The organism is Gluconobacter kondonii, from assembly GCF_002723995.1.
Lineage (GTDB): Bacteria > Pseudomonadota > Alphaproteobacteria > Acetobacterales > Acetobacteraceae > Gluconobacter > Gluconobacter kondonii.
Genome location: NZ_BEWP01000001.1, coordinates 86321 through 107228, shown reverse-complemented (window position 1 = coordinate 107228; position 20908 = coordinate 86321). Strand labels below are relative to the sequence as shown.

Annotated in this window: 17 protein-coding genes; 10 read left to right on the top strand and 7 right to left on the bottom strand. The window is 60.7% G+C overall.

Annotated elements, in window-relative coordinates:
* The first annotated feature begins 109 nt into the window (after positions 1-109).
* Together GKO01_RS00460 and GKO01_RS00455 are read left to right on the top strand one after the other, a co-directional pair.
* On the top strand, positions 110-2218 hold the full coding sequence (locus GKO01_RS00460; protein WP_099285533.1) for an autotransporter assembly complex protein TamA: 2109 nt from the start codon (positions 110-112) through the stop codon (positions 2216-2218).
* The gene (locus GKO01_RS00455) at positions 2218-6363 is read left to right on the top strand and encodes a translocation/assembly module TamB domain-containing protein (protein WP_099285119.1); all 4146 of its coding nucleotides are present in this window, start codon (positions 2218-2220) and stop codon (positions 6361-6363) included. Before GKO01_RS00460 ends, GKO01_RS00455 begins: the two co-directional genes overlap by 1 nt.
* Here GKO01_RS00455 and GKO01_RS00450 read toward each other — a convergent pair.
* From GKO01_RS00450 to GKO01_RS00430, 5 genes are all read right to left on the bottom strand, one after another.
* A complete protein-coding gene (locus GKO01_RS00450) occupies positions 6357-8000 on the bottom strand; it encodes a tetratricopeptide repeat protein (protein ID WP_099285117.1) in 1644 nt (547 codons plus the stop codon). The genes GKO01_RS00455 and GKO01_RS00450 overlap by 7 nt on opposite strands.
* Before the next feature lie 9 nt (positions 8001-8009).
* Complete coding sequence (locus GKO01_RS00445; protein WP_099285116.1) at positions 8010-8390, bottom strand: response regulator; 381 nt, start codon at positions 8388-8390, stop codon at positions 8010-8012.
* Between the two features lie 5 nt (positions 8391-8395).
* Positions 8396-9196, bottom strand: coding sequence for an SDR family NAD(P)-dependent oxidoreductase (locus GKO01_RS00440; protein ID WP_099285114.1), 801 nt, complete (start codon positions 9194-9196; stop codon positions 8396-8398).
* A 173-nt stretch (positions 9197-9369) separates the two neighbouring features.
* Positions 9370-9957 (bottom strand): CarD family transcriptional regulator, encoded by a 588-nt coding sequence (locus GKO01_RS00435; RefSeq protein WP_099285113.1) that lies wholly within the window; start codon positions 9955-9957, stop codon positions 9370-9372.
* Between the two features lie 89 nt (positions 9958-10046).
* On the bottom strand, positions 10047-10922 hold the full coding sequence (locus GKO01_RS00430) for a bestrophin family protein (RefSeq protein ID WP_099285111.1): 876 nt from the start codon (positions 10920-10922) through the stop codon (positions 10047-10049).
* A 183-nt stretch (positions 10923-11105) separates the two neighbouring features.
* Between GKO01_RS00430 and GKO01_RS00425 the strand changes: the two genes are divergently transcribed.
* The 3 genes from GKO01_RS00425 to GKO01_RS00415 are packed head-to-tail and all read left to right on the top strand — an operon-like array spanning position 11106 to position 13833.
* Positions 11106-12221 carry an S-(hydroxymethyl)glutathione dehydrogenase/class III alcohol dehydrogenase gene (locus tag GKO01_RS00425; protein WP_099285110.1) on the top strand — a complete coding sequence of 372 codons (1116 nt, stop codon included), beginning with the start codon at positions 11106-11108 and terminating at the stop codon, positions 12219-12221.
* A gap of 2 nt (positions 12222-12223) precedes the next feature.
* The gene (gene fghA / locus GKO01_RS00420; RefSeq protein WP_099285108.1) at positions 12224-13072 is read left to right on the top strand and encodes an S-formylglutathione hydrolase; all 849 of its coding nucleotides are present in this window, start codon (positions 12224-12226) and stop codon (positions 13070-13072) included.
* Positions 13069-13833: a ribonuclease T2 family protein gene (locus GKO01_RS00415; RefSeq protein ID WP_099285106.1), complete on the top strand. Its 765-nt coding sequence runs from the start codon at positions 13069-13071 to the stop codon at positions 13831-13833. Before fghA ends, GKO01_RS00415 begins: the two co-directional genes overlap by 4 nt.
* Here GKO01_RS00415 and hisI read toward each other — a convergent pair.
* Together hisI and ygfZ are read right to left on the bottom strand one after the other, a co-directional pair.
* Positions 13821-14231, bottom strand: a complete 411-nt coding sequence (gene hisI / locus GKO01_RS00410; protein ID WP_099285105.1) for a phosphoribosyl-AMP cyclohydrolase — start codon at positions 14229-14231, stop codon at positions 13821-13823. The genes GKO01_RS00415 and hisI overlap by 13 nt on opposite strands.
* A 12-nt stretch (positions 14232-14243) precedes the next feature.
* Positions 14244-15053: a CAF17-like 4Fe-4S cluster assembly/insertion protein YgfZ gene (gene ygfZ, locus GKO01_RS00405; RefSeq protein WP_099285532.1), complete on the bottom strand. Its 810-nt coding sequence runs from the start codon at positions 15051-15053 to the stop codon at positions 14244-14246.
* Between ygfZ and GKO01_RS00400 the strand changes: the two genes are divergently transcribed.
* From GKO01_RS00400 to GKO01_RS00380, 5 genes are read left to right on the top strand one after another with little or no spacing between them, the layout of a single operon-like run.
* Positions 15042-17603, top strand: a complete 2562-nt coding sequence (locus GKO01_RS00400; RefSeq protein ID WP_244901287.1) for a cache domain-containing protein — start codon at positions 15042-15044, stop codon at positions 17601-17603. The genes ygfZ and GKO01_RS00400 overlap by 12 nt on opposite strands.
* Positions 17600-18424, top strand: a complete 825-nt coding sequence (locus GKO01_RS00395; RefSeq protein WP_099285103.1) for an MlaE family ABC transporter permease — start codon at positions 17600-17602, stop codon at positions 18422-18424. The genes GKO01_RS00400 and GKO01_RS00395 overlap by 4 nt, the downstream gene beginning before the upstream one ends.
* Complete coding sequence (locus GKO01_RS00390) at positions 18417-19136, top strand: P-loop NTPase family protein (protein ID WP_099285101.1); 720 nt, start codon at positions 18417-18419, stop codon at positions 19134-19136. The genes GKO01_RS00395 and GKO01_RS00390 overlap by 8 nt, the downstream gene beginning before the upstream one ends.
* Complete coding sequence (locus tag GKO01_RS00385) at positions 19136-20092, top strand: MlaD family protein (RefSeq protein WP_099285099.1); 957 nt, start codon at positions 19136-19138, stop codon at positions 20090-20092. Before GKO01_RS00390 ends, GKO01_RS00385 begins: the two co-directional genes overlap by 1 nt.
* A complete protein-coding gene (locus GKO01_RS00380; protein WP_099285097.1) occupies positions 20089-20904 on the top strand; it encodes a hypothetical protein in 816 nt (271 codons plus the stop codon). Before GKO01_RS00385 ends, GKO01_RS00380 begins: the two co-directional genes overlap by 4 nt.
* Positions 20905-20908 lie beyond the last annotated feature (4 nt).

The following is a 20908-nucleotide window of genomic DNA, read 5'->3' as shown; positions in this document are numbered from 1 at the left end:
GCGCCCGTATCCGGCTTTTACAGGCCGGAAATACCCTCAAGACAGATTTTCAGGACGCACGGTGAAGTCAGGCCGCCGCTCAGTTTCTTATTCTGTATCAGTCGCTTCGATGTCCTGCATGCTGGGTGTCGTAACGGTTTTCTGTGCGCCGCTGCCCCTGTATGCGAAGGCGTCCAAAACAGCTGCGACCGCTCAGCCGGTTTCAGATGGCACCTCTGACCCCGCCATCCCTTACACCGTGATACTGACCCCGACAAAGCACCCTGAACTGGATGCCGCGATCGGCGCATCATCCCAGCTTGAGTCCCTTCAGGCGTCTCATGCCGTCGGGGCCTATGCGCTCGCCGGGCGGATCCGCAGCGATTATGACCGGGTGAATATCGCGCTGGAATCACAGGGCTATTATGCGGGTTCCGTGCAGATCAGCGTCAAGGTCGGGACGCGGGTGGTGGACGGCAAGGACCCGTCTTTGCCGGATATTCTCAAGGCGCTGGAAAAAAACCAGAAAGTCGCCATCACGATTTCCAGCACGCTTGGGCCACGTTTCAGTCTTGGAAGCATCGCGCTCCTTGCGCCCCTCGAAAAGGCTGTCGCACCGGCGACTGTAGCAGGCCCTCAAACCGCGAAAACGCCCATTCCGAAGCTACCTGCGTCCAAAGCCAAAACCAAAGCTCCGCCGGAGGCAGCCCCTGCGATAGCGGTTCCGTTGACCTTCGCGCAGGCCGTCGCACAGTCTCAGCCCGTCACGCTCGCACCAGATGAGCGTAAGGCGTTTGATCTGTCCTCCGGCCAGCCCGCAGTGGCCGAAACCGTTCTGGCTGCACAGAACACCCTGCTCAACCAGCTTCAGGAAGATGGCTACGCGACCGCAAGCGTCTCGACGCCCGTGGCCTATCTGGAGCCGCAGACACAAAAGCTCGACATCGTGTTCCGCGTCCAGCGCGGGCCGCGGGTGGTGATCGGTCCCATCGGAATGGAGGGGCTGGTTCACACCAACCAGAGTTTCCTGCGTAGCCGGCTGGAGTTGAAGGAGGGCGAGCTGTATCGCCCGTCCCGGATCGAGGCTGCGCGTCAGGATCTGGTGAGTACGGGCGTGTTCGCGTCCGTGCAGGTCCGCAATGCCCCGCCCATCATTACCCTGCCGCCCAGCCGCACCCTGATGCCGGGGATTCTTCAGGCCATGCCCATCGAATTCAGCTTCAAGGAAGCCAAGCGGCGTACGCTGTCGGCTGAAGTTGGCTATTCGACCGATCTTGGCGGCCGTCTGGGCGCAAGCTGGACGCATCACAATCTGTTCGGCAACGCCGAACAGCTAAAACTGACGGCTCTGGTCACAGGGCTTGGCGGCTCAGCGCAGCAGGGGCTGGGCTATGATGTCTATGCAGATTTCATGAAACCGGACTTCCTGTCGAAGGGGCAGAACCTGAGCGTTCGTCTCGAAGGCGTCCGACAGCTTCTTTATTCCTATCATCAGACCGCCATCATCGCCCGTGCAGGGCTGAACCGTCATGTCGGGAAATACTGGAATCTTTCGGGTAGCCTGATGGGCGAGCAGGAGCAGATCAAGCAGTTCGGCGACACACGGAGCTATTTCATCGTCGCAGCGCCCCTGAATGCGACATTCGACAACACACGCCTCACCAATCCGATCGACCCGGCCACCCATGGTGTGCGGGCATCGCTCTCCATCACACCATCGGAATCGCTGGAAAGCGGCTCGACGTTCTTCACGCTCCTCTCCGCACAAGCCTCGACCTATTTCGATCTGCACCATCTCGGGATTTCCAGGCCCGGTCGCAGCGTGATCGCGGTCAGAGGCATCGTCGGCTCCGTGCAGGGGGCGTCCACCTACCAGATCCCGCCCGATCAGCGGCTCTATGCCGGTGGCCCGGCAACGGTGCGCGGCTTCCGCTATCAGGGCGTGGGGCCGCAATATGGTCGTACAAAATATGCGATCGGCGGGACGTCCATGGATGCGGGGAGTGTTGAGTTCCGTCAGCGTCTGCCAATGAATCTGGGTGTTGCCGGGTTTGTAGATGCCGGGCAGGTCGGGACGGGATCGCGACCGGGGCAGGGAACGCTCCGGGTCGGATATGGTGGGGGCGTGCGATACTTCACGCCGATCGGGCCAATCCGCGTGGATGTGGCGCTGCCGATGAACCGGCCGCCGCAGGGCGATAAATGGGAACTGTATTTCGGCCTCGGGGAGACGTTCTGATGCGGGTTCGCAAGGTTCTTCTCCGTGTTGCGGCTGGTCTGGTTATTGTCCCTGCGGGGCTGGTGGTCGTGGCGGTTACGGGAGTTCTGGTCGGGATCAACCTGCCTGTTGGGCAACGGCTGATTGAGCAGAAAATCGGCCCGCTAACGGGTGGTATGGTCGAGATTTCGGGGCTTTCAGGCTTTCTGCCGCAACATCTCGCGGTCACGAAACTCCTCATCAAGGATGAGAAAGGCCCCTGGATCGAACTGGACAATGCGGATCTGCGCTGGTCGCCGCTATCGCTGCTGCATCTGGATGCAAAGATTACGAATCTGAGCGCATCGCGTGTGGCCGTTCTGCGCAAGATGGTGTCGCCCCCCGACGTCACCCCTGCGCAGCCGACGCCCGCCAATGCTGCGCCCTCAAAGCTGCATCTGCGGGTCGATCTGGCATCGCTGCATGTCGGGCGGCTGGAAGTCAGCCCGGATTATACCGTCACCCCGACCGTCTTTTCAGCAGATGGGCACGCTTCTATCCACAGCATCGCGCCGTTTCTGGATGGCGTGACGATACGCACACTCCCGGTCATGGACATCGCTCTGGCCCTGAAGCGGCTGGATCAGCCGGGTAATCTGACGCTTGGTGTCGAGACGCCCAAAAACCGCATCGCGGTGAGCGTGCGATATCATGAGGGCGAAAACGGCTTCGCCACCACGCTGGGCCAGATGCCGCAGCTTGACCCGCTGGATCTGCATCTGAATCTCAACGGGCCGCGCACGGCGGCTGCGCTGGATTTCGGTCTGGGCGCGGGGCTGGTGAAGGCTGTCGCCAGTGGGACGATGAACCTGCTGAGCATGACCGCGGACCTGCATGTGAAGGCGGATGCGCCGTCCATGACGCTGCGTCCGGGCATTGCGTGGAACAGCATCGCGCTGGAGACGGATCTGCATGGTCCGCTCACGGCGCCGAACGGTCAGGGGGTGCTGGATATCGACGCCCTGACCGCCGCAGGGAGCGGGATCGGGCATCTGCATGCCCGGTTTGACGGTGTGGAAGGCGCACGACCCGAAGACACGACCGCTCATCTGGCGGCTGTGCTGGATGGCCTGCGTATTCCGGGTTCACAGCCCACGATTCTGGCGTCCGCGCCGCTGACGCTGGACGTTCTGGCGCATCCGCTGGCGGCCTCTGTCCCGGTCGTGGCGAAGCTGGATCATCCGTTCCTGCACGCCGCGGCAACCGCCGATCTGAAGCCTGCGCCGAAAGGTCAGCTGGACCTCGCTCTGCCGGATCTGCATCCGCTGGCGGCAATGGGCCGCACCGATCTGAGCGGCACAGCCGGACTGCATGCCGATTTTGCCATGCCGGTGACGAAACAGGATGACCTGACGCTGAAAAGCACAGGAACGCTTGCGATCGCGGGCGGGCAGCCGCAGGCTCTGAACCTGATCGGTAAAAGCGGCACGTTCTCGCTCGATCTGGCGAAATCCCCGGCCAATGTCCTGACGCTGAAAAGTTTCGCGCTGGATGGGGCGGCGCTGCACATGCTGGTGTCGTCCGTGATCGACATGGCGCATGGCAACCGGATGCAGACGAAGGCCTCCGTCCAGCTTCCGGATCTTGCAAAGGCCACTCCCGCTATCCTTGGCAATACGACGCTGACCGCCACGGCCGATGGTCCGACCGACGATCTGGCGTTCAAAGCCGATCTGAGCGGGGAGTTCGGCACGAAAGACGTGGCGAAAGGCCCCGTGGCGCTCCATGCCGATGTCCAGCATCTGCCATCTCATCCGGGAGGTGTGCTGACGGCTAAGGGAACGCTCGATCATGCGCCACTGGTGCTTGATACCGCTTTCCAGCAGGATGACGCGGGTGCGTACCATCTGGATCTCAACACGCTGGACTGGAACAGCCTGAGCGGCAAAGGCAAGCTGCGCCTCCCGAAAGGTGCGAAAGTGCCGCTCGGGGATCTGGACGTCTCGATCCGCAATCTGGGTGATTTCCGCCGCCTGATCGGGCAGGCGATTTCCGGCCATCTGACGCTGGGACTGCACACGACGGAGACCGAGGGTGCGCCGCCTGTCGTCAAGGTCGGGCTGGACGGCATGCTGGGGATGGCGCAGGCCGCCGTCCAGTCTCTGAAGGTTAGCGGAACCATCGCGAACCCGATTGATGCGCCCGAGCCTTCGCTGGTGCTGGATCTCGCCGGGCTGCGCTATCAGGCTATGACGGGCAGGGCACATGCCACGATCAAGGGGCCCCAGACCGCGATGGCGATCGCGCTGAATGCGGCTTTCCAGAACGTGATGGATGCCCCGGCCAATATCGACACCGCCCTTGTTTTGAACGTCCCTGAAAAGACGGTGCGCCTCGGCCGACTGGCGGCTCTGGTCAAAGGAGAGAGCCTGCGTCTGAGCCGCCCTGCGGTGGTATCGTTTGGCGATGTGATGGGTGTAGATCATCTTCTGGCGACTCTCGCACCGCAGGGTGTAGCGCCCGCAACGGTTGATATTGCCGGAACGTTCAAACCCGCACTCGCGCTCACCGCGCGGCTGGATCACCTCACACCCGCCATCGCAAAGCCTTTTGCGCCGGATCTTTCCGCAACGGGTACGATCTCGCTTGCAGCAAAACTGGGCGGTACGCTGGAAGCACCAACCGGAACGGTCTCGCTGAACGGGCGTGATCTGCGGATGAAGACTGGCCCGGCGGCGTCCCTTCCGGCGGCGCAGATTCTGGCAAATATCGGCCTCGCGGGACAGTCCGCGAAGGTGGATGCAACATTTGGTGCAGGCCCGTCCGTCGCGCTCGCAGTTCACGGAACCGCGCCGCTTTCCAAAACGGGTGCGATCGCCCTTGCCACCACGGGGCATGTCGATCTGTCTGTTGGAAATGCCGTTCTGGGCGCGAACGGCATGGCTGTGGCCGGGAAAATCGGCATTAATTTGAATATTGCAGGGACAGCCGCGCAGCCCCGGGCATCCGGTCAGATCGGGTTGGAGAACGCCTCTTTCGACAACTACGCGCAGGGTGTGCATCTCAGCCGGATCAACGGGGCCCTCGTTGCCTCGGGGGATACGATTAACGTCAATCACATCATCGCCCATGCAGGCCCCGGCACGATCACGCTCGACGGCACGGTCGGAGCTTTCCGCCCCGATCTTCCCGTTGATCTGCACATTACGTCCGACAAGGCCCGTCCTGTCTCCAGCGAACTGCTGACTGCGACGATCAATACCGATCTGCACATTCACGGTCAGGCCACGACACGGCTGGATGTGGACGGGAAGGTCAATATTCCCAACGCGACCGTCAATATTCCGAATTCCATGCCCGCCTCCGTGCCGCAGTTGGACGTGATCCGTCCGGGGCAGAAGCCAGCCTCCGAAACGGGATCAAGCCTGATTATCGGACTGGGCGTGGATGTGATTTCGCCCGGCGAGTTTTTCGTGCGCGGGCACGGTGTGTTCGCGGAAATGCAGGGGCGTCTGCGGATTCGCGGGACGAGTGCGGCGCCTCTGATCAATGGCGGGTTTGATCTCAAGCGCGGCAATTTTAATCTGGGCGGGATCAACCTCAATTTTACGAACGGGCGTGTGGCGTTCAACGGTTCGGGCGTGAACCACAAGCTTGATCCGACGCTGGATTTCCGGGCGGATCGCAATGCCAACGGCACGCTCGCGAGCCTTTTGGTGACGGGCTACGCCAGCACACCGAAACTGGATTTCGTCTCCTCGCCCAGCCTGCCGCGCGATCAGGTTCTGTCCATTCTGCTGTTCGGAACAGACACCCATTCGCTCTCCACGACGCAGCTTGCGGAACTGGGCGCGGCGGTGGTGCAGCTTGCGGGTGGCTCGGCGTTTGATCCGCTGGCCAAGGTTCAGAACCTGCTGGGATTGGATCGTCTGGCTGTTGGTGGGGGCAGCGGTGTCGATAACGGGGGCACCAGTGTCGAGGCCGGAAAATACGTCATGAAGGGCGTGTATGTTGGCGCCAAACAGGCGACATCAGGCTCGGGCACGCAGGCTCAGGTGCAGATCGACTTGACGAAGCGGCTGAAGTTCAACACGACGGTCGGGACGGGTGGGCAGGTCACGGGCTTCACGACGCCGGAAAACGATCCGGGGTCGAGCATCGGCCTGTCCTATGGCTACAGTTACTGAGGTTTGTGCCGCCGGGCAGCAACGGCGTCTTCAAGTAACCGTTTGACCCGCTCCACAACGTCCGACCAGTCCTGAAAACGTGTCTGGCGGACGATCCGCATCTGCGGATACCAAGGCGTGTCGTCCCGCCCGTGCAGCCAGCGCCAGCAGTTGTTGATGCGGTCCATCATGATGACGGGTTTGCCGAGCCCCCCGGCCAGATGAACGGCTGATGTATCGACCGAGACGATGATGTCGAGATTCACCATCAGGGCTGCCGTGTCATCCATCGTGTGACAGTCTGGCATGACATTCACCAGCGTGCCCGGAAAATCCGGGATCTGTTCAGCGGGGGTGTCTTTCTGAAGGGAATAGAAGCTCACACCTTCGATCCCGGCCAGAGGTGCAAGTTCCGAGAGCGGCATGGAGCGCTGACGATCCACCATAAGAGCCGCCGTATCTTCGGGCCGTGCTGCTCCGGCCCAGACCAGCCCGACCCTCAGCTTGTGATCGTCCTGAAACCGCTGACGCCATGCTTCAGCCTTCCGGCGATCGGCACTGAGATACGGGACGGGCGCTCCCATGGCATCCGGCGTTCCAGAAAAGGCGCGGGGCAGGCTGATGAACGGGCAGTGATAGTCATAGTCGGGCGTCTCACCCCCGAACTGCACTTCAGAAACCCCGGCCACGCGCTCGCAGATCGCAGCCAGCGTTTCCGTGCCCCAGATATGGATGATGGCCCCCGTGCGGGCAAGGGGCGGGATGTAGCGCAGATACATGAGTGTATCGCCCAGACCTTCCTCCTGCGTGATGAGGACGCGCTTGCCCCTCAGATCCAGCGACGGAGAAATGTTAGGCAGGAGGCGATCCAGCGGTATGCTGGTATGGCCGGGAAGGCCGAAGCGCCATTCATGCTCGATCCAGCCCTGCGCCATGCGGCCGCTTTTGAGCATGGTGATGGAATGGTTCAGACGCAGACGTGGATCGTGAGGCGCCATCGGGACCGCTTCCCGATAAAGATTGGCTGCTTCCTCCATCCGGCCCATACTACTGAGGATGCAGGCCATGTTGCAGATTGGCTCCCAATCTTGCGGATCTGTATCGCGTAGTTCGGTCATGACCGCGAGTGCGCTGTCAAAACGGCCGGTTTCCGTTAGGAGAAGAGCAAGCAGGTTGAGAGTGCTGCGTTCGTGGGGACGGCGTTGCAGGCTCAGGCGGAGGAGGAGTTCGGCCTCGTCGAAGCGCGCAAGCTGGATCAGTACGGCGGCTCCGGCATTCATCAGCCGGAAGTCGCCGGGTTTGCGTTTGCGGCAGATTTTCAGCAGCGGAAGGAGATCTTCTCTCCGCCGCATGGCAACGGCTTCATCCAGTAAAAGAGAGATGGCGTGAGGCCCCGCATTGGCGCTGGCCTGTTCAAGCTCCACCGCACAGTCCTGATAACGGCGCAAATGGAACTGTGCCCGTGCCCGGACATAATGCAGCGCCGGGATTTCGGTTTCTTTGTCAGGGGAAAGATATGCGATGGCCAGAGCTTCTTCGGGCGCGCCGCGAGTCATGGCTTCCTGGGCTTTGGTCAGTCGGTCTGACGGGCTGGGCTGACTCTGCTCGTTTGTCGGGGGCGGATTGTCGAGGGCGGGTCTGTCCAGACTGTCGGACATGCGGATCTCCTAAGCCGAGGCCGCTGATGTCATGTCCTCAAGAGCCTCCAGAATACTGGCTAGCGTATAAGGCTTTGAGATGAAACGATCCCGTGCCGGGTCGCCAGATGTCTCGTTCCGACGCATATCGCCATGACCGCTGATATAGATGACTGGAAGGTCCGGCCAGCGTTCGCGGGCGGGATGGACAAGTGTCATGCCATCTCCGTCCGGAAGGGTCATGTCAGCCACGAGGGCATCGAGTTTAGGCTCCGCGCCGATGATGGCGCGGGCTTCGGCGCAGTGATCCGCTTCCCTGACTGTCAGGCCGTTGTCCAGCAGGAACTCCGCCAGACAGGTCCGGATGAGGAAATCGTCTTCGATCAGCAGGACGGTCAGGGAGGAGGGCATTTGGACTACGAGGACCAGTTCTTTTCAAAGTCGCCGTAGAGGGTCAGACCACCATCGACATACAGGGTCTGGCCTGTGATGTAGGTGCTGTCTTCGGCGGCGAGGAAGGTAATGGCATCCGCGATCTCCCGGCTCTCGCCGGGGCGCTTCATCGGGATATGGCTTGAAACGGCCTTGTACTGCTCGGGATCGTTGATCCACGACATGTTGATCGGCGTTACGATGGCGCCGGGTGCCACGGCATTCACCCGGATCCCACGCCCTGCATATTCCAGCGCCAGCGTCCGGACGATGTTGCCAACAGCACCTTTGGAGGCGGAATAGCCAAGATAATGCGGTTTGGGAATGATCTGGTGAACGGAGGAGTTCACGATGATCGCGCCCTCGATACCATTTTCCAGCCAGTAGCGGATGACTTCGCGGCACGGCAGCATCACGCCCGTGACGTTGACGGCCATCACACCTTCAAAATCTTCGAGCTTGATGTCTTCGGACGGAGACGGGATCTGATAGCCTGCGTTGCAGACCAGAACGTCCAGGCCGCCCATAGCCTTGATGCTGTCGGCCACCAGGCGCTTGACGTCGTCTTCCTTGGAAATGTCACCCGTGGCGATCGGGTGATCTCCGCCAGAGACTTTGGGCAGCTTTTCGCGGACGGCGATCAGTTTGTCTTCTTTGCGGCCGTTGAGGGCGACCTGCGCGCCTTCTTCGGCAAAACGAAGCGCGGTGGCCTCGCCAATTCCCTGGGATGCCCCTGTGACGAGGACTTTCTTGCCGGCGAAACGGTCTTTGTAAGGGGCAGGCATGTGGCCTCACCTCTCCTTTGGAATGCAGGTTTGAAACCGTGACTGAAAACACATCACGGAAAAGGTTTCTCGTGTTGCCAACGCGAGAAACCCCGTCCGGGATGCGAAGAAAACCACACCCTGATCCATATTGAAGAAATGCAGGCTTTTCAAACCGCATCCCAGACCGCTTTTCAGGCGGCCTTCATCGTCTTGGTCAGGTTTTCGAGAACCTGTGCCGGATCGGCATTTTCCAGAACAGCGACTTCGGCCACGAAGCGTTCCTGCGCGGCTTCAAACAGCTTACGCTCCGAGAAGCTGCCATCAAGGCTGTCAACATTGCGGCGCAGGTCGCGCAGCACTTCGGCAATCTGGATCAGATCGCCGGAGTTGATCTTTTCCTGATAGGCCACGGCGCGACGGGCCCACATACCCTTGCTGACGTGCGGCTTGCCCTTGATGACGGTCATCGCCTTGTCGACGATGTCGCGCGTGACGATCTTGCGCAGACCCGCTTTACGGGCCTTGGCGAGCGGAATCCGCAGCATCATCTGGTTGCCGGGAAAAGAGATCTGGATCATCTCGATCACAGTGTCGGCGACTTCGACCATACCGATCTTTTCCACGCGTCCAACGCCGTGCGCGGCGTAGACGATCGAGTCACCTTCGCGGAAAGGGTCAGCATCCTGCTCAGGATCGGTCTGGCGGGCCGTGTTGTTGGCTGCGACACGAGCCATTTCATCGGTCATGCCGCCCTTCTGGGGGCTTTTGAACGTGTTCATAGGCCAGGTTCATAGCAGAAAAACCCCTTGCTGTCTTGCCCGATCGCAAGAGGTATTCTTTTTGCGGTAGTGCTTTTTTTACTGTTGCCTCAGGGCTGTACACCGTCGTTGGCCTGAATGGCCGGGGGCGGGATGTCGCCGATCGGCTGGAGCAGGTCGCGCTCGATCGTGCGCGCCATGGTGAGCATGGGAAGGGCGTGAACGCTTTTTATAAACGGTTCCTGAAGGTCACGGCCGCTGCGGTCGAGCATCTGGAACAGCATCCCGATAATGCTGGACCCAAGCGGTGTGATCCAGCCGAGGGTCTGTACGGCGGAGAGCGGCAGGATGATGCAGAACAGATGCGTCGCGATTTCGGGCAGCATGGAATACTGCGCGGGAAGGGGCGTGTTCTTGATGCGCTCAAGACCGCCCTGTGCGTTGGCGATATCCGACAGGATGCGGTCTACCGTACCGTGAACGGCGCCGTCGATTCCGCGTAGCTTAACTTCCTCACGGACACCAAGACCGATCTGGTAAAGCAGCATGTTGGCGGTGTTCGAGCAGGAAAAGACCTTCTCATACATTTCCGGCGCCAGGAGCCTTTTGGCGTCTTCATTGGGCGGATCGCCTCTGAGAGCAGCGCGCAGGACGTGCGGATACGCAGCCATGGCGCGGGCCAGATCCGGACGACCTCCCAGCAGTGTCGCGGCTTCACGTCCGAAAGAGCGGCAGTTGTTGGTGATCGCGCCCCAGAGGGTTCGGCCTTCCCACCAGCGGTTATAGGCGGCGTTGTTGCGCATGCTCAGGAAGATGGCCAGCGCGGTACCCATGAGTGGCACTGGCAGGGAGGGCTGCTCCATCCAGTTCTGATGATAGATCTGGAACAGGATGACCACCACGAAATCCCACAGCGTCAGAATGAACAGCGGGGGCAGGGATTCCCGAAAAAGAATGGCCAGTCCATGTGGACGGTTGACGATCAAGCGGCTGTCTCCTCGGATGGGCGGAATACGCAAACAAGTCCCCGGCGAGCGTAGCGGCGAACTCTGTTCCCGGCCAACAGCAAAGGGTGTCTGTCTTTTTACTTTCTTTTGCAGCCGCACCTCTTGCCGCCATGCCCTCCGATACGACACTCTGTTCTCACCGTTTCAGAGGAGAGTGATGTTATGGACGTGACCGCCGCCATTGCGTTCGAGGCCGGCAGACCGCTGGAAATCGATACGGTTCAGCTTGAAGGCCCACGCGACGGGGAAGTTCTGGTCGAGATCATGGCCACGGGGTTGTGTCATACCGACAAGTACACGCTGTCAGGTCAGGACCCTGAAGGTCTGTTTCCGGCCATTCTGGGCCATGAAGGAGCGGGCATCGTTCGGGAGGTCGGAGCCGGGGTGAAGCATCTCAGGCCCGGTGATCATGTCATTCCGCTTTACACGCCCGAATGCCGGGAATGTCCGTCCTGTCTGTCGCGCAAGACCAATCTGTGTACGGCCATTCGTAGCACGCAGGGTAAGGGGCTGATGCCGGATGGCACGTCGCGTTTCTCTTACAAAGGCCAGCCGATCCATCATTATATGGGCTGTTCGACCTTCGCGAATTTCACGGTGCTGCCGGAAATTGCACTGGCGAAAATCCGATCCGACGCGCCGTTCGATAAGGTCTGCTACATCGGCTGCGGCGTGACGACGGGCATCGGGGCTGTGCTGTTTACGGCGCAGGTTGAAGCCGGTTCGACGGTTGCGGTGTTCGGGCTGGGCGGCATTGGTCTCAATGTCATTCAGGGTGCGAAAATGGTCGGGGCGAACCGGATCATCGGCATCGACATCAATCCCGAGCGCGAGGCGATTGCGCGCGAGTTCGGCATGACGGATTTCGTGAACCCGAAGGAACTGGGACCGAATGGAGACCTTGTCGGACATCTGATCGAGATGACGGGGGGCGGTCTGGACTACACATTCGAGTGTGTCGGAAATCCGACACTGATGCGTCAGGCGCTGGAAAGTGCGCATCGCGGCTGGGGCGTATCGTGCGTCATTGGTGTTGCCGGTGCCGGACAGGAAATCAGCACACGACCGTTCCAGCTCGTGACGGGACGCCGCTGGATCGGATCGGCCTTTGGTGGTGCACGCGGGCGGACCGATGTGCCGAAAATCGTGGATTGGTACATGGAGGGTCGGATCGATATCGACTCCCTCATTACGCACAAGCTGAAGCTGGCGGACATCAATCTGGGCTTTGACATGATGAGCCGCGGCGAAAGTATCCGTACTGTCGTGGAGTACTGAGCATGTCGGATATCGAGGTTCTGGCCCATCACGCCTGTTTCGACGGCTCACTGCGGTTCGTGCGGCACCAGTCAGAGGCGCTCGGCGTGCCCGCGACCTTCGGCGTATTTCTGCCGAAAGAGGCGCTGGCGGGGCAGAAGGTTCCGGTCATTCATGTGCTTGGCGGGCTGACGGCGACGCAGGAGACGTTCCTCATCAAGGCCAATGCCCTGCGCTTTGCCGCCGAACACGGCATCGCTCTGGTCGCGCCCGACACATCCCCGCGCCATACGGGGATCGAGGGCGAGGATGACGCCTATGATCTGGGATCGGGAGCAGGGTTCTATATCGATGCCACCTCCGCGCCTTGGAGCCGTCATTACCGCATGGAAACCTACGTCGGGGAGGAACTTCCGGCCCTGACGGAACGGCTTTATCCGCTGGATGGTACCCGACGCGGCATCATGGGGCATTCCATGGGGGGTATGGGCGCGCTGATACAGGCGCTAAAATACCCAGACCGCTGGAAGACGGTCTCGGCCTTTGCGCCGATCTGCCATCCGAGTACGGTTCCTTGGGGTCAGAAAGCGTTCGATGCCTATTTCGGCGGCGATCCGGCGAAATGGCAGAGCTGCGATCCCACACTGCTTCTGCGTTCAGGGCGCGCCCATCCCTCCACCATTCTCGTGGATCAGGGATTGATGGATCAGTATCTGGCAGATCTGTGCCCCGACGCGCTGGAGGCGGCGGCAAAAGAGGGCAAACAGGCGCTCGAACTGCGTCGCCATACCGCCTATGACCATTCCTACTGGTTTGTGCAGAGCTTTATTGCCGACCATCTGATCCATCATGCCAAAGGGCTTTCTGCGTGAAGCGTTCCGTTCTTGCTACTTTCTTTTTGATGGCAGGCTGTGTTTCTCAGGCGCCAACCGGGCCTTCGCTTACGCCGACGGCCCATACCGATTTCCGGCATGATACGCTGGCGCTGACTTGGCAGCCGGGGTTCTGCGCTACGGGCGGTGGATGCGAATGGGACCAGACGCATCGGATCTCGATTGGTCTGCACGGGCTGTGGGCGTCTGAACCGCATGCTCTGGAGGCGCAGGGCGTGCCGGTGCAGGAATGGTGGTCGAAGGGTTGCGATCTCTACGATCATGACGACACCCCGCCCCAGCTCCTGCCCACGACGGTCGAGGCGTTGCGGGGCGTCGTGCCGCATCTGAAAAAGCCGCTTTATGTGCATGAATACACCAAGCACGCCCGCTGCTTCGGCTATGATGCGGACAGCTTTTTCGTCACGTCCATGCAACTGCGTGATCGGTTCGCAGCGTCGGCTTTCGGAGTGTGGCTGTCGCAGCAGGAGGGTTTTCAGGTCAAACGTGACGATCTTCTCGCCATGTTCGCACGCCTGATGAACGTGCATGACGACCGGGCACTTCAGGTCCGCTGCGAGCCAGCGCATAACGGACAGATGGTCCTGACGCAGCTCTGGTTCACGCTGGACCCGAAGAAGCTGTCGCGCTTCCCTTATGAGGGCGCCTATCTGTCTTCACCGGACGACCAGAATGGCTGCCCGGCTACGTTCCTCGTACCGGGCTGGAGCCTGTCGGGTCAGGCTGCTCAGCGTCCGTAAAGTTCTTCGGCGCTGATTTCGGGCTGTGCGGTATCGCGCAGTCCGTCCGGCGTCACGCCATGATAGAAACAGCTCCGGCGGCCCGTATGGCAGGCCACACCGGTCTGATCCACGATCATGAGAACGGCATCCATGTCACAGTCGAGCCGCGCTTCGATCAGTTTCTGTTGCTGTCCTGAAGTCTCCCCCTTGCGCCACAGTTTCTGGCGGCTGCGGGACCAGTAACAGACACGACCGGTCAGAAGCGTCTCGCGCAGGGCATCCGTATTCATCCACGCCAGCATCAGCACCATGCCGTCCGGCGCCTGCGCGAGAGCTGAAATCAGGCCGTTTGCATCGAATTTTACCTGCGCGATGATGTCATCGACAATCGCTGGAGAAGGGGGGGTATAGGTCACGAACGCATCTCCTCAACGCATTTCCGGGGGAAACCAGGCGAGCCAGACGACAGAAAGCGGCTGCCCGTTGCAGGTCAGTTCGGTGGAAGACCAGGCGTCTCGCCGCAGCATTGCAAGTGCCCGGTTGCCGCTGCGGGAGCGGATGTCTCCAACCTCGCGGTCTCCCGCGATGATGATGCCGCCTTCGCCCGGGAACATGCCGTCCGGCAGCACCACAGGCAACAGGCGGCGTTTGACAAGGCCACGGTAATGGGTACGGGCGGTCAGTTCCTGCCCCATGTAGCAGCCTTTTTTCCATGAGACGCCGTTCAGAAGGTCCATGTCTGCTTCCAGAGCCAGTGTCTGTTCGCTTTCGAAATCCATGACGTCGGGCAGGCCCAGCGTGAGGCGGCGTGCCAGAAATTCTTCAGGCGTCTCGCCACCTTGCCCGGTTCCGGTCACGATGGCCCGCCAGCCCGCGCCATCGCAGCGTGGGTCCGGTGCGTGCGTGATCGTATCGGGCGGAACATGTCCGCTCTCTGCGCCAGTGATGACGCGCAGGTCCGTTTTTTCGATCTGCACATCGGCGCGAAGGCGGAAACGGGAGAGGCGCTTGACGAGCATGTCGGCATGCTCTGCCGCGCAATCCATCAGAATGCGGTCGGATGCGTCATACAGGAAAAATTCGCTCAGCCAGCGGCCCTGCGGCGTTAAAAGCGCGCTCCAAACGGAGGTCGCGGGCGCGAGGCTCTGGACGTCATTCGTGATGAGGCCCTGAAGAAAGCTGGTCCGGTCCGCACCTGTGAAGGACAGGACGGCGCGGTGGGAAAGATGTTGATTCATGGGAGTGACCGCAATTCCGACAGCGTCCAGCAAAACCATCCTGCCGGAAAAACGTCTGACCATAACGAGGAACCCTGCAAACCGCCAGTTCGGGAACATGAGAGTATTTTCGGGCGCAGGGTTGTTTCAGTCCGTGACGGCGGGTTGCAGTCTCGCAATACTCGGAGGATATTGACCTATCGCGGCAGTATGGCCCTGTTCCGCGACCCCGTGCCTGTCCGGAGAGAAAAGACGTTGTCAGCCGCAGAGATCGTGGACCCTACACAGAGCCCCGCCAGCGACCGTCGTCGGATCTTTCAGATTCTGGGGCCGTTCGTGGGCGTTCTGCTGGTCATCGCCGCGATCACGGGCATCAGTCTTCACAATTACCAGACGACGCGCCGAGGCGCGATTGCGCTGTCCAACGATCTTCTGCGCAGCCAACAGCGTTATGTGACGCAGGAAGTGAGCGACTATCTGGCTCCGGCTTCCGTCGGCGCCATGATCGCGCGGGACATGTTCCGCGATCCACTGACCAATGCCACCCCCGCCACGTTCATGCTCTACGGACGCTCCATTTTGGCCCACGCGCCTCAGGTGGACAGTTTCTATATTGCGAACGATCAGGGCCAGTTCTGGATGATCACGCGGCATGGAAAGGACGGGTTCGAGCAGACCCATTTCCAGACCGACGATGGCAAACAGGTCTATCACCACGTCTATACAGATAGAGATGGCAATATTACGGGAGAAGCGGCGGACCCGGCTGACGGCTATAATGTCGTGTTGCGCCCGTGGTTCGCCAAGGCCATCAAGCATCAGAACGATCCGGGCCGTCAGCTCCACTGGACCGATCCATATGCCTTTGTGTCCACGCACCAGTTCATCATCACGGCATCGCTCGCCTATGATGGGCATGACGGACATAAATCGGTGTTTGCGATCAATGTTTCGCTGAACCAGCTGACGTCGTTTCTCAATAAACTTCAGGTCGGACGCAGTGGTCAGGCCGTGATTGTGAACATGCACGGCCAGATTATTGCCGGGCATAATATGGCCCCCGGACAGGACTCGAAAACCTTCGATCCGGGGAATGTCTTCCTCGACCCCAAGACGCAGCCGGTCTTCACGCAGGCGCTCAACCGGTACCGCATCGAGGGGCCGGGAACGGGTGCAGTGCGGGCACATGGAAAGAACTACGTCACGATTGCCTCTGAACTGCCCTTCGTACATCGACAGTGGGTTCTGCTGCTCAATGCCCCTGAAAGCGATTTTGCCGATTTCGCGCAGACGGCGCGGCGGCAGAATATCGGGTTTTCGCTGCTGATCGTCATGCTGGCGTCCGTCCTAGCGTTCGCACTGGTGGCGCAGGGGCGGCATGTGGAGCGTCTGCGAAAGAGGATATTTCAGGGGCGCGAGCAGATCAGGGCGGAAAATGCCTCGCTGCTGGAAATCGCCAGTACGCCGGATCTGTTCGATCCTGCTCATGAAGCACCGATCCTGACGGAAGCCCTGACCGCGCGGACCAGCGCACGTCGCGCCAGCCTGTGGCGACTGTTACCGGACGGCGATCGTTTGTTGTGTGAGGATGCGTTCGATCCGTCGCGCGATGTTCACAGCACGGGCATTGAAATCAGCCGCCGAGAAAACGGCAAGCTGTTCGAGGCTCTGGACGAAGGACATACGCTGTCGATCGCGGATGCCTCGCAGGACGAGCGGACGCAGAATTTCCAGCGCGTCATCATGCGGGCCGTGGGCGCTAGCACGCTTCTGTTCCAGCCGGTCCGCAATGCTCACCGGACGGTTGGCGCCATCGTTCTGGAAGATCCGGGGCAGGTCGAAACGATGGAGCATATCATTGCCATCGTAGGATCGGTCGTCGCTCTGCGTTTTGCCAAGCCGTTCGATGCGGCAGCCGACGGCACGTCCGGATTTGCGGTTCCGGCCGAGAAATACGAAACGCGCTTTGGCGAAGGCTTCCTTCTGGAGCCATCGCCTACAGCGGGAGAGCCGATTGCGGCGGGGTTCTACCCGCAGGTTCCGGTCATGGTCATTTCCTTCGTGGACCCTTACGCGCCGGATCGTGACAGCATCACGCGCGCCATGACCGTCATCCGCACGCTCAGTCTGGAAATCCAGAAGATCGCCCGCGACAGCGGACTATTCTCCGTGCAGGTGGTGAGCAACAGGCTCGTTCTCGTGGGTGGCTGCTCGCAGACGCCAGACCCGTCCGCCGCCGTGCGCCTTGCGGATGCGGCGGTATCGATCCGTGAAGCCTGCCTGTCGTCTCTGGCGGCGGCGGATCTGGACCCTGTGTTCCGGATCGGAATGGATGTGGGATCTGTCATGGCCTCCGAGCTGGGAGAGGCTCCTTCCGTCTTCAATATCTGGGGCGATGCGCTCAACGGGGCCGAACTCCTGACCGGGAGTGCACCGGATGCAGGGACGATCCAGGTGTCCGAACAGGCCTATCTGATCCTGCGGGAGCATTTCCTCTTCCGCGCCCGCGGGATGTTCTATCTTCCCAATAGCGGCATTACGCGCAGCTTCGTTCTGGCAGGACGTCGATGAAAGGACTGCGCAATCTCGACCGGATCACGATGGTCCGGACCATGCTGGTCCATCTGGGATATTTTTCCCGCACGCAGATGCGTTTTACGCTGATGATGATCGGGGCCGGGTGGGGCATTATGCGCGAAGCCACCCGCCTGACGACATGGCGTCGGACTGTGCGGATCGAATTCTGGGCATCCCTGCATCAGGCGGTGGGCGGAGGGCTGCTGAGTACGCTCGTGACCGCCGCGCTGACAGGGTTCGGGATCGTGGCGCAGACCGTCTACTGGCTCGGCTTTGCAGGCATGGCGCAGATGACCGGCTCTATTCTGTCAACGGTTCTGGTGCGTGAAATCGCGCCGGTTCTTGTGGGTGTGATCCTGCTGGGACGTTCGGGGATGCTGATGCTGACCGAACTCGGAACGCTCACGACAGGCGGACAGATGCGCGCCATGACCGGAATGGGGGTTGATCCCTTTATTTCGTTTCTTGTGCCGCGCAGTCTCGCCATGACGATCAGCGGCTTTACGTTGGGCATCATCTTCAGTCTGACGGCGCTTGTCGTGGGTTATGCAGTCTGCCGCGTGGAAGATGCGATCACCATGCCGATCTGGGCGTTCATGGATCAGGTCGCGGGGAGCGTAAAGCCGATCGACTATTTCGTGATTCCGGCCAAGTTCGTTTTCAGCGGCTACGCGGTGGGTGTCTGTTCGTGCCTCTCAGGCATGGATGTGACAACCGAAGACGATCTGGCGAGCATGCTGCCGCGCGGGTTTGCGCGGGGAATGCTGTCGATCATGATTATCAACGTCGTTTTCAGCGTGTGTTTCGATGGCTGAAAACGATGACGTCCTGTCCGATGTGCTGGAAGCCCGGCTCGAACTGGTGGACGCGCGTCCCCGGTTTGATGAGAGCGGGCTGGTGTCGAGCCGCTATAATCTGCGTCTCAATCCCGGCGAGTGCGCGCTGATCGAGTGTCGGGACATGGGGCAGGCGGCACTGTTCGCCGATATGTGCGTGGGCCTTATTCCGCTTGATGACGGCCACGTCCGCTGTATGGGGCTGGACTGGGCCGATCTGGACGAACGGCGCAGTAATGCCTTGCGGGGGCGGATCGGGCGGATCGTAGTCACGGGAGGCTGGGTGGATCTGTATGGGACGCATATGAACATCCTGTGGCCACAGCTTCACCATACACGGACCCCGATTGAAAAACTTCAGGCACAGGCCGTGCATCTGGCGGTAACGCTGGGTCTGCCGGGCCTGCCGGTGGTGCCACCGGGACGCCTATCGGCGATGGACCGGCAGCGCGCGGCTTGTGTGCGGGCCATGCTGGGAGAACCGGCGCTCCTGCTGCTGGAACACCCGATGGAAGGGGCTTCCGCCAGCCTGATGCATGCGTTCCTGTCTCTCGTGACCGATCTGCGGGACCGTGGCTGCGCGGTGGTGTGGATGGCTCCGGATGAAAGCGGGTGGGGGGATTATGCGTCCGATGCCACGATCCGCCTGAGACTGTACGATGATGGACTGTTTTCGATGCGAGGTTCCTGATGTTCCGCCTGCGCCAAACCGAGACCGCCCGTCCGCTCTTTCAAAACCGCTATGCGGATGAATGGGTCGGACTGCTTGTCCTTGCTGCGATCGTCATGTTCGCGGTTGCGGTCGTGGAGGCCGGATTCCTGCGTCAGTGGCTGACCCCGGAAAAGAAGCTGCATTTCATTCTGCCCGAAAGCGGCGTGGCGGGGCTTGCGATCGGCGACGATATCGAAGTCATGGGCGTCCATGCTGGCGAAATCCGCCGTCTCAAACTCAATGAAACGGGGCGGATGTATGCGGAAGGGGATCTGGACCCGCAATTTGCAAACTTCATCCGCCAGGACAGCACAGCCGTCATCCGCCATCGCCTGATCGTGGCCGGGGCAAGCTATATCGAACTCGGGCGCGGCAAGGGCAAGCCGCTGGACTGGGGCTATGCGGTCCTTCAGGCCACGGTGGAAGCCAACCCGGCGGATGTGATTACCCAGACCGTTATGGATCTACGCAGCAAGCTGGTGCCGGCGATGAATAACGTCCAGCTCATCACGGCGCAGGTAAATGATATGATGACCGACATGCGCAAAGGGCAGGGCACGATCGGCGGTCTGCTGGTGAAGGATGATGTGTTGGACAAGGCCAATGCGGCTCTGGCGCATCTTGACGCCGTCATTGCGGATCTGCGGCCCATTGAAAAACAGGTTGGGAGGGTCATGACCAAGGTGGATGGAACGATGGACAACGCGCGGGCCGCGACTGCGGGTCTGCGTCAGAGTATGCCGCAGATCCAGCAGACCATCAGCCATGCCAATACCGCCACGGCCCAGCTTCCGGCCCTTCTGGCGCAGGCCGAAGCGAGTGCGAGCAGTTTGCGCAAGCTGACGGATCAACTCCGGGGCCTGTGGCTGCTGGGAGGCGGAGGTGCAAAACAGGAGCCTTCCCGTCGTCTTCCGGCTGAGGCGGTGCGGCCATGAGGTATGGTTTTCTGGCATGCACGGCTTTGGTCGTTCTTACGTTGGGCGGCTGTTCGTCTTCAACTGCAACGAAGGGGGCCAAGCCCGATCAGCCTTATGAAGATGCCATGGATACGGGCAAAGCCGTTTATGGGATCGGTCAGGCGTCTCAGGCCGAGGCGCAGTATCGAACGGCTATGGATCGGGCTTTGATGCGGGATGATGCAGTCGCCATTCATGAAGCCGGGTTCAATCTTGCGACGGTGCTTCTGGCGCAGGACAAGCCTCAGAAGGCTCTTCAGAGCCTTGGCGAAACCGAGACCGCGCTAAGCCTGCGCAATGTCTCCGACACGTCTGATCTGGCGGTGATCCGCGCGGCTGCCCTGTACAGGTTGCATGATACGGTGTTCGCGTCGCAGGCTGTACAGCGCGCGCTGCAATCCTCCGATAGGGGTATTCGGGAGAGAGCGCTTTATTTGTCTGGCCTGATTGCCGCAGATCAGAAGCAGTCCGCTGCTCTGAGGCAGCGCGCAAACGATCTGGCGACCTTCCATGACAATGAGGCCACGATCGACCGGCAGGAACTTCTGGCCCGTCTGCATCTGTCACAGGGGCAGCCCGAACTCGCTTCCAACGAGGCGCTTTCAGTCGTGAAAAGCCGCCGTGATGCTCTGGATTATCGTGGGATGCGTCAGGCGCTCACTCTGGCAGCTGATGCTGCGGAGGCCGCGGGACATTCACGTCAGGCGGAAGCCCTGCGACAACAGGAAAGTGCCAGCCGGGAGGTGGAGGCCAGACAAGCCGGAGAGGCAGGGGCTGCAAAAACCCCCTGACAGG

What these genes read in the sequence shown, in the direction of transcription:
- GKO01_RS00460 (WP_099285533.1), top strand. Translation starts at nt 110, where the DNA reads ATGTCCTGCATGCTGGGTGTCGTAACGGTTTTCTGTGCGCCGCTGCCC.
- GKO01_RS00455 (WP_099285119.1), top strand. Translation starts at nt 2,218, where the DNA reads ATGCGGGTTCGCAAGGTTCTTCTCCGTGTTGCGGCTGGTCTGGTTATT.
- GKO01_RS00450 (WP_099285117.1), bottom strand. Translation starts at nt 8,000, where the DNA reads ATGTCCGACAGTCTGGACAGACCCGCCCTCGACAATCCGCCCCCGACA.
- GKO01_RS00445 (WP_099285116.1), bottom strand. Translation starts at nt 8,390, where the DNA reads ATGCCCTCCTCCCTGACCGTCCTGCTGATCGAAGACGATTTCCTCATC.
- GKO01_RS00440 (WP_099285114.1), bottom strand. Translation starts at nt 9,196, where the DNA reads ATGCCTGCCCCTTACAAAGACCGTTTCGCCGGCAAGAAAGTCCTCGTC.
- GKO01_RS00435 (WP_099285113.1), bottom strand. Translation starts at nt 9,957, where the DNA reads ATGAACACGTTCAAAAGCCCCCAGAAGGGCGGCATGACCGATGAAATG.
- GKO01_RS00425 (WP_099285110.1), top strand. Translation starts at nt 11,106, where the DNA reads ATGGACGTGACCGCCGCCATTGCGTTCGAGGCCGGCAGACCGCTGGAA.
- fghA (WP_099285108.1), top strand. Translation starts at nt 12,224, where the DNA reads ATGTCGGATATCGAGGTTCTGGCCCATCACGCCTGTTTCGACGGCTCA.
- GKO01_RS00400 (WP_244901287.1), top strand. Translation starts at nt 15,042, where the DNA reads ATGTTGATTCATGGGAGTGACCGCAATTCCGACAGCGTCCAGCAAAAC.
- ygfZ (WP_099285532.1), bottom strand. Translation starts at nt 15,053, where the DNA reads ATGAATCAACATCTTTCCCACCGCGCCGTCCTGTCCTTCACAGGTGCG.
- GKO01_RS00395 (WP_099285103.1), top strand. Translation starts at nt 17,600, where the DNA reads ATGAAAGGACTGCGCAATCTCGACCGGATCACGATGGTCCGGACCATG.
- GKO01_RS00390 (WP_099285101.1), top strand. Translation starts at nt 18,417, where the DNA reads ATGGCTGAAAACGATGACGTCCTGTCCGATGTGCTGGAAGCCCGGCTC.
- GKO01_RS00385 (WP_099285099.1), top strand. Translation starts at nt 19,136, where the DNA reads ATGTTCCGCCTGCGCCAAACCGAGACCGCCCGTCCGCTCTTTCAAAAC.
- GKO01_RS00380 (WP_099285097.1), top strand. Translation starts at nt 20,089, where the DNA reads ATGAGGTATGGTTTTCTGGCATGCACGGCTTTGGTCGTTCTTACGTTG.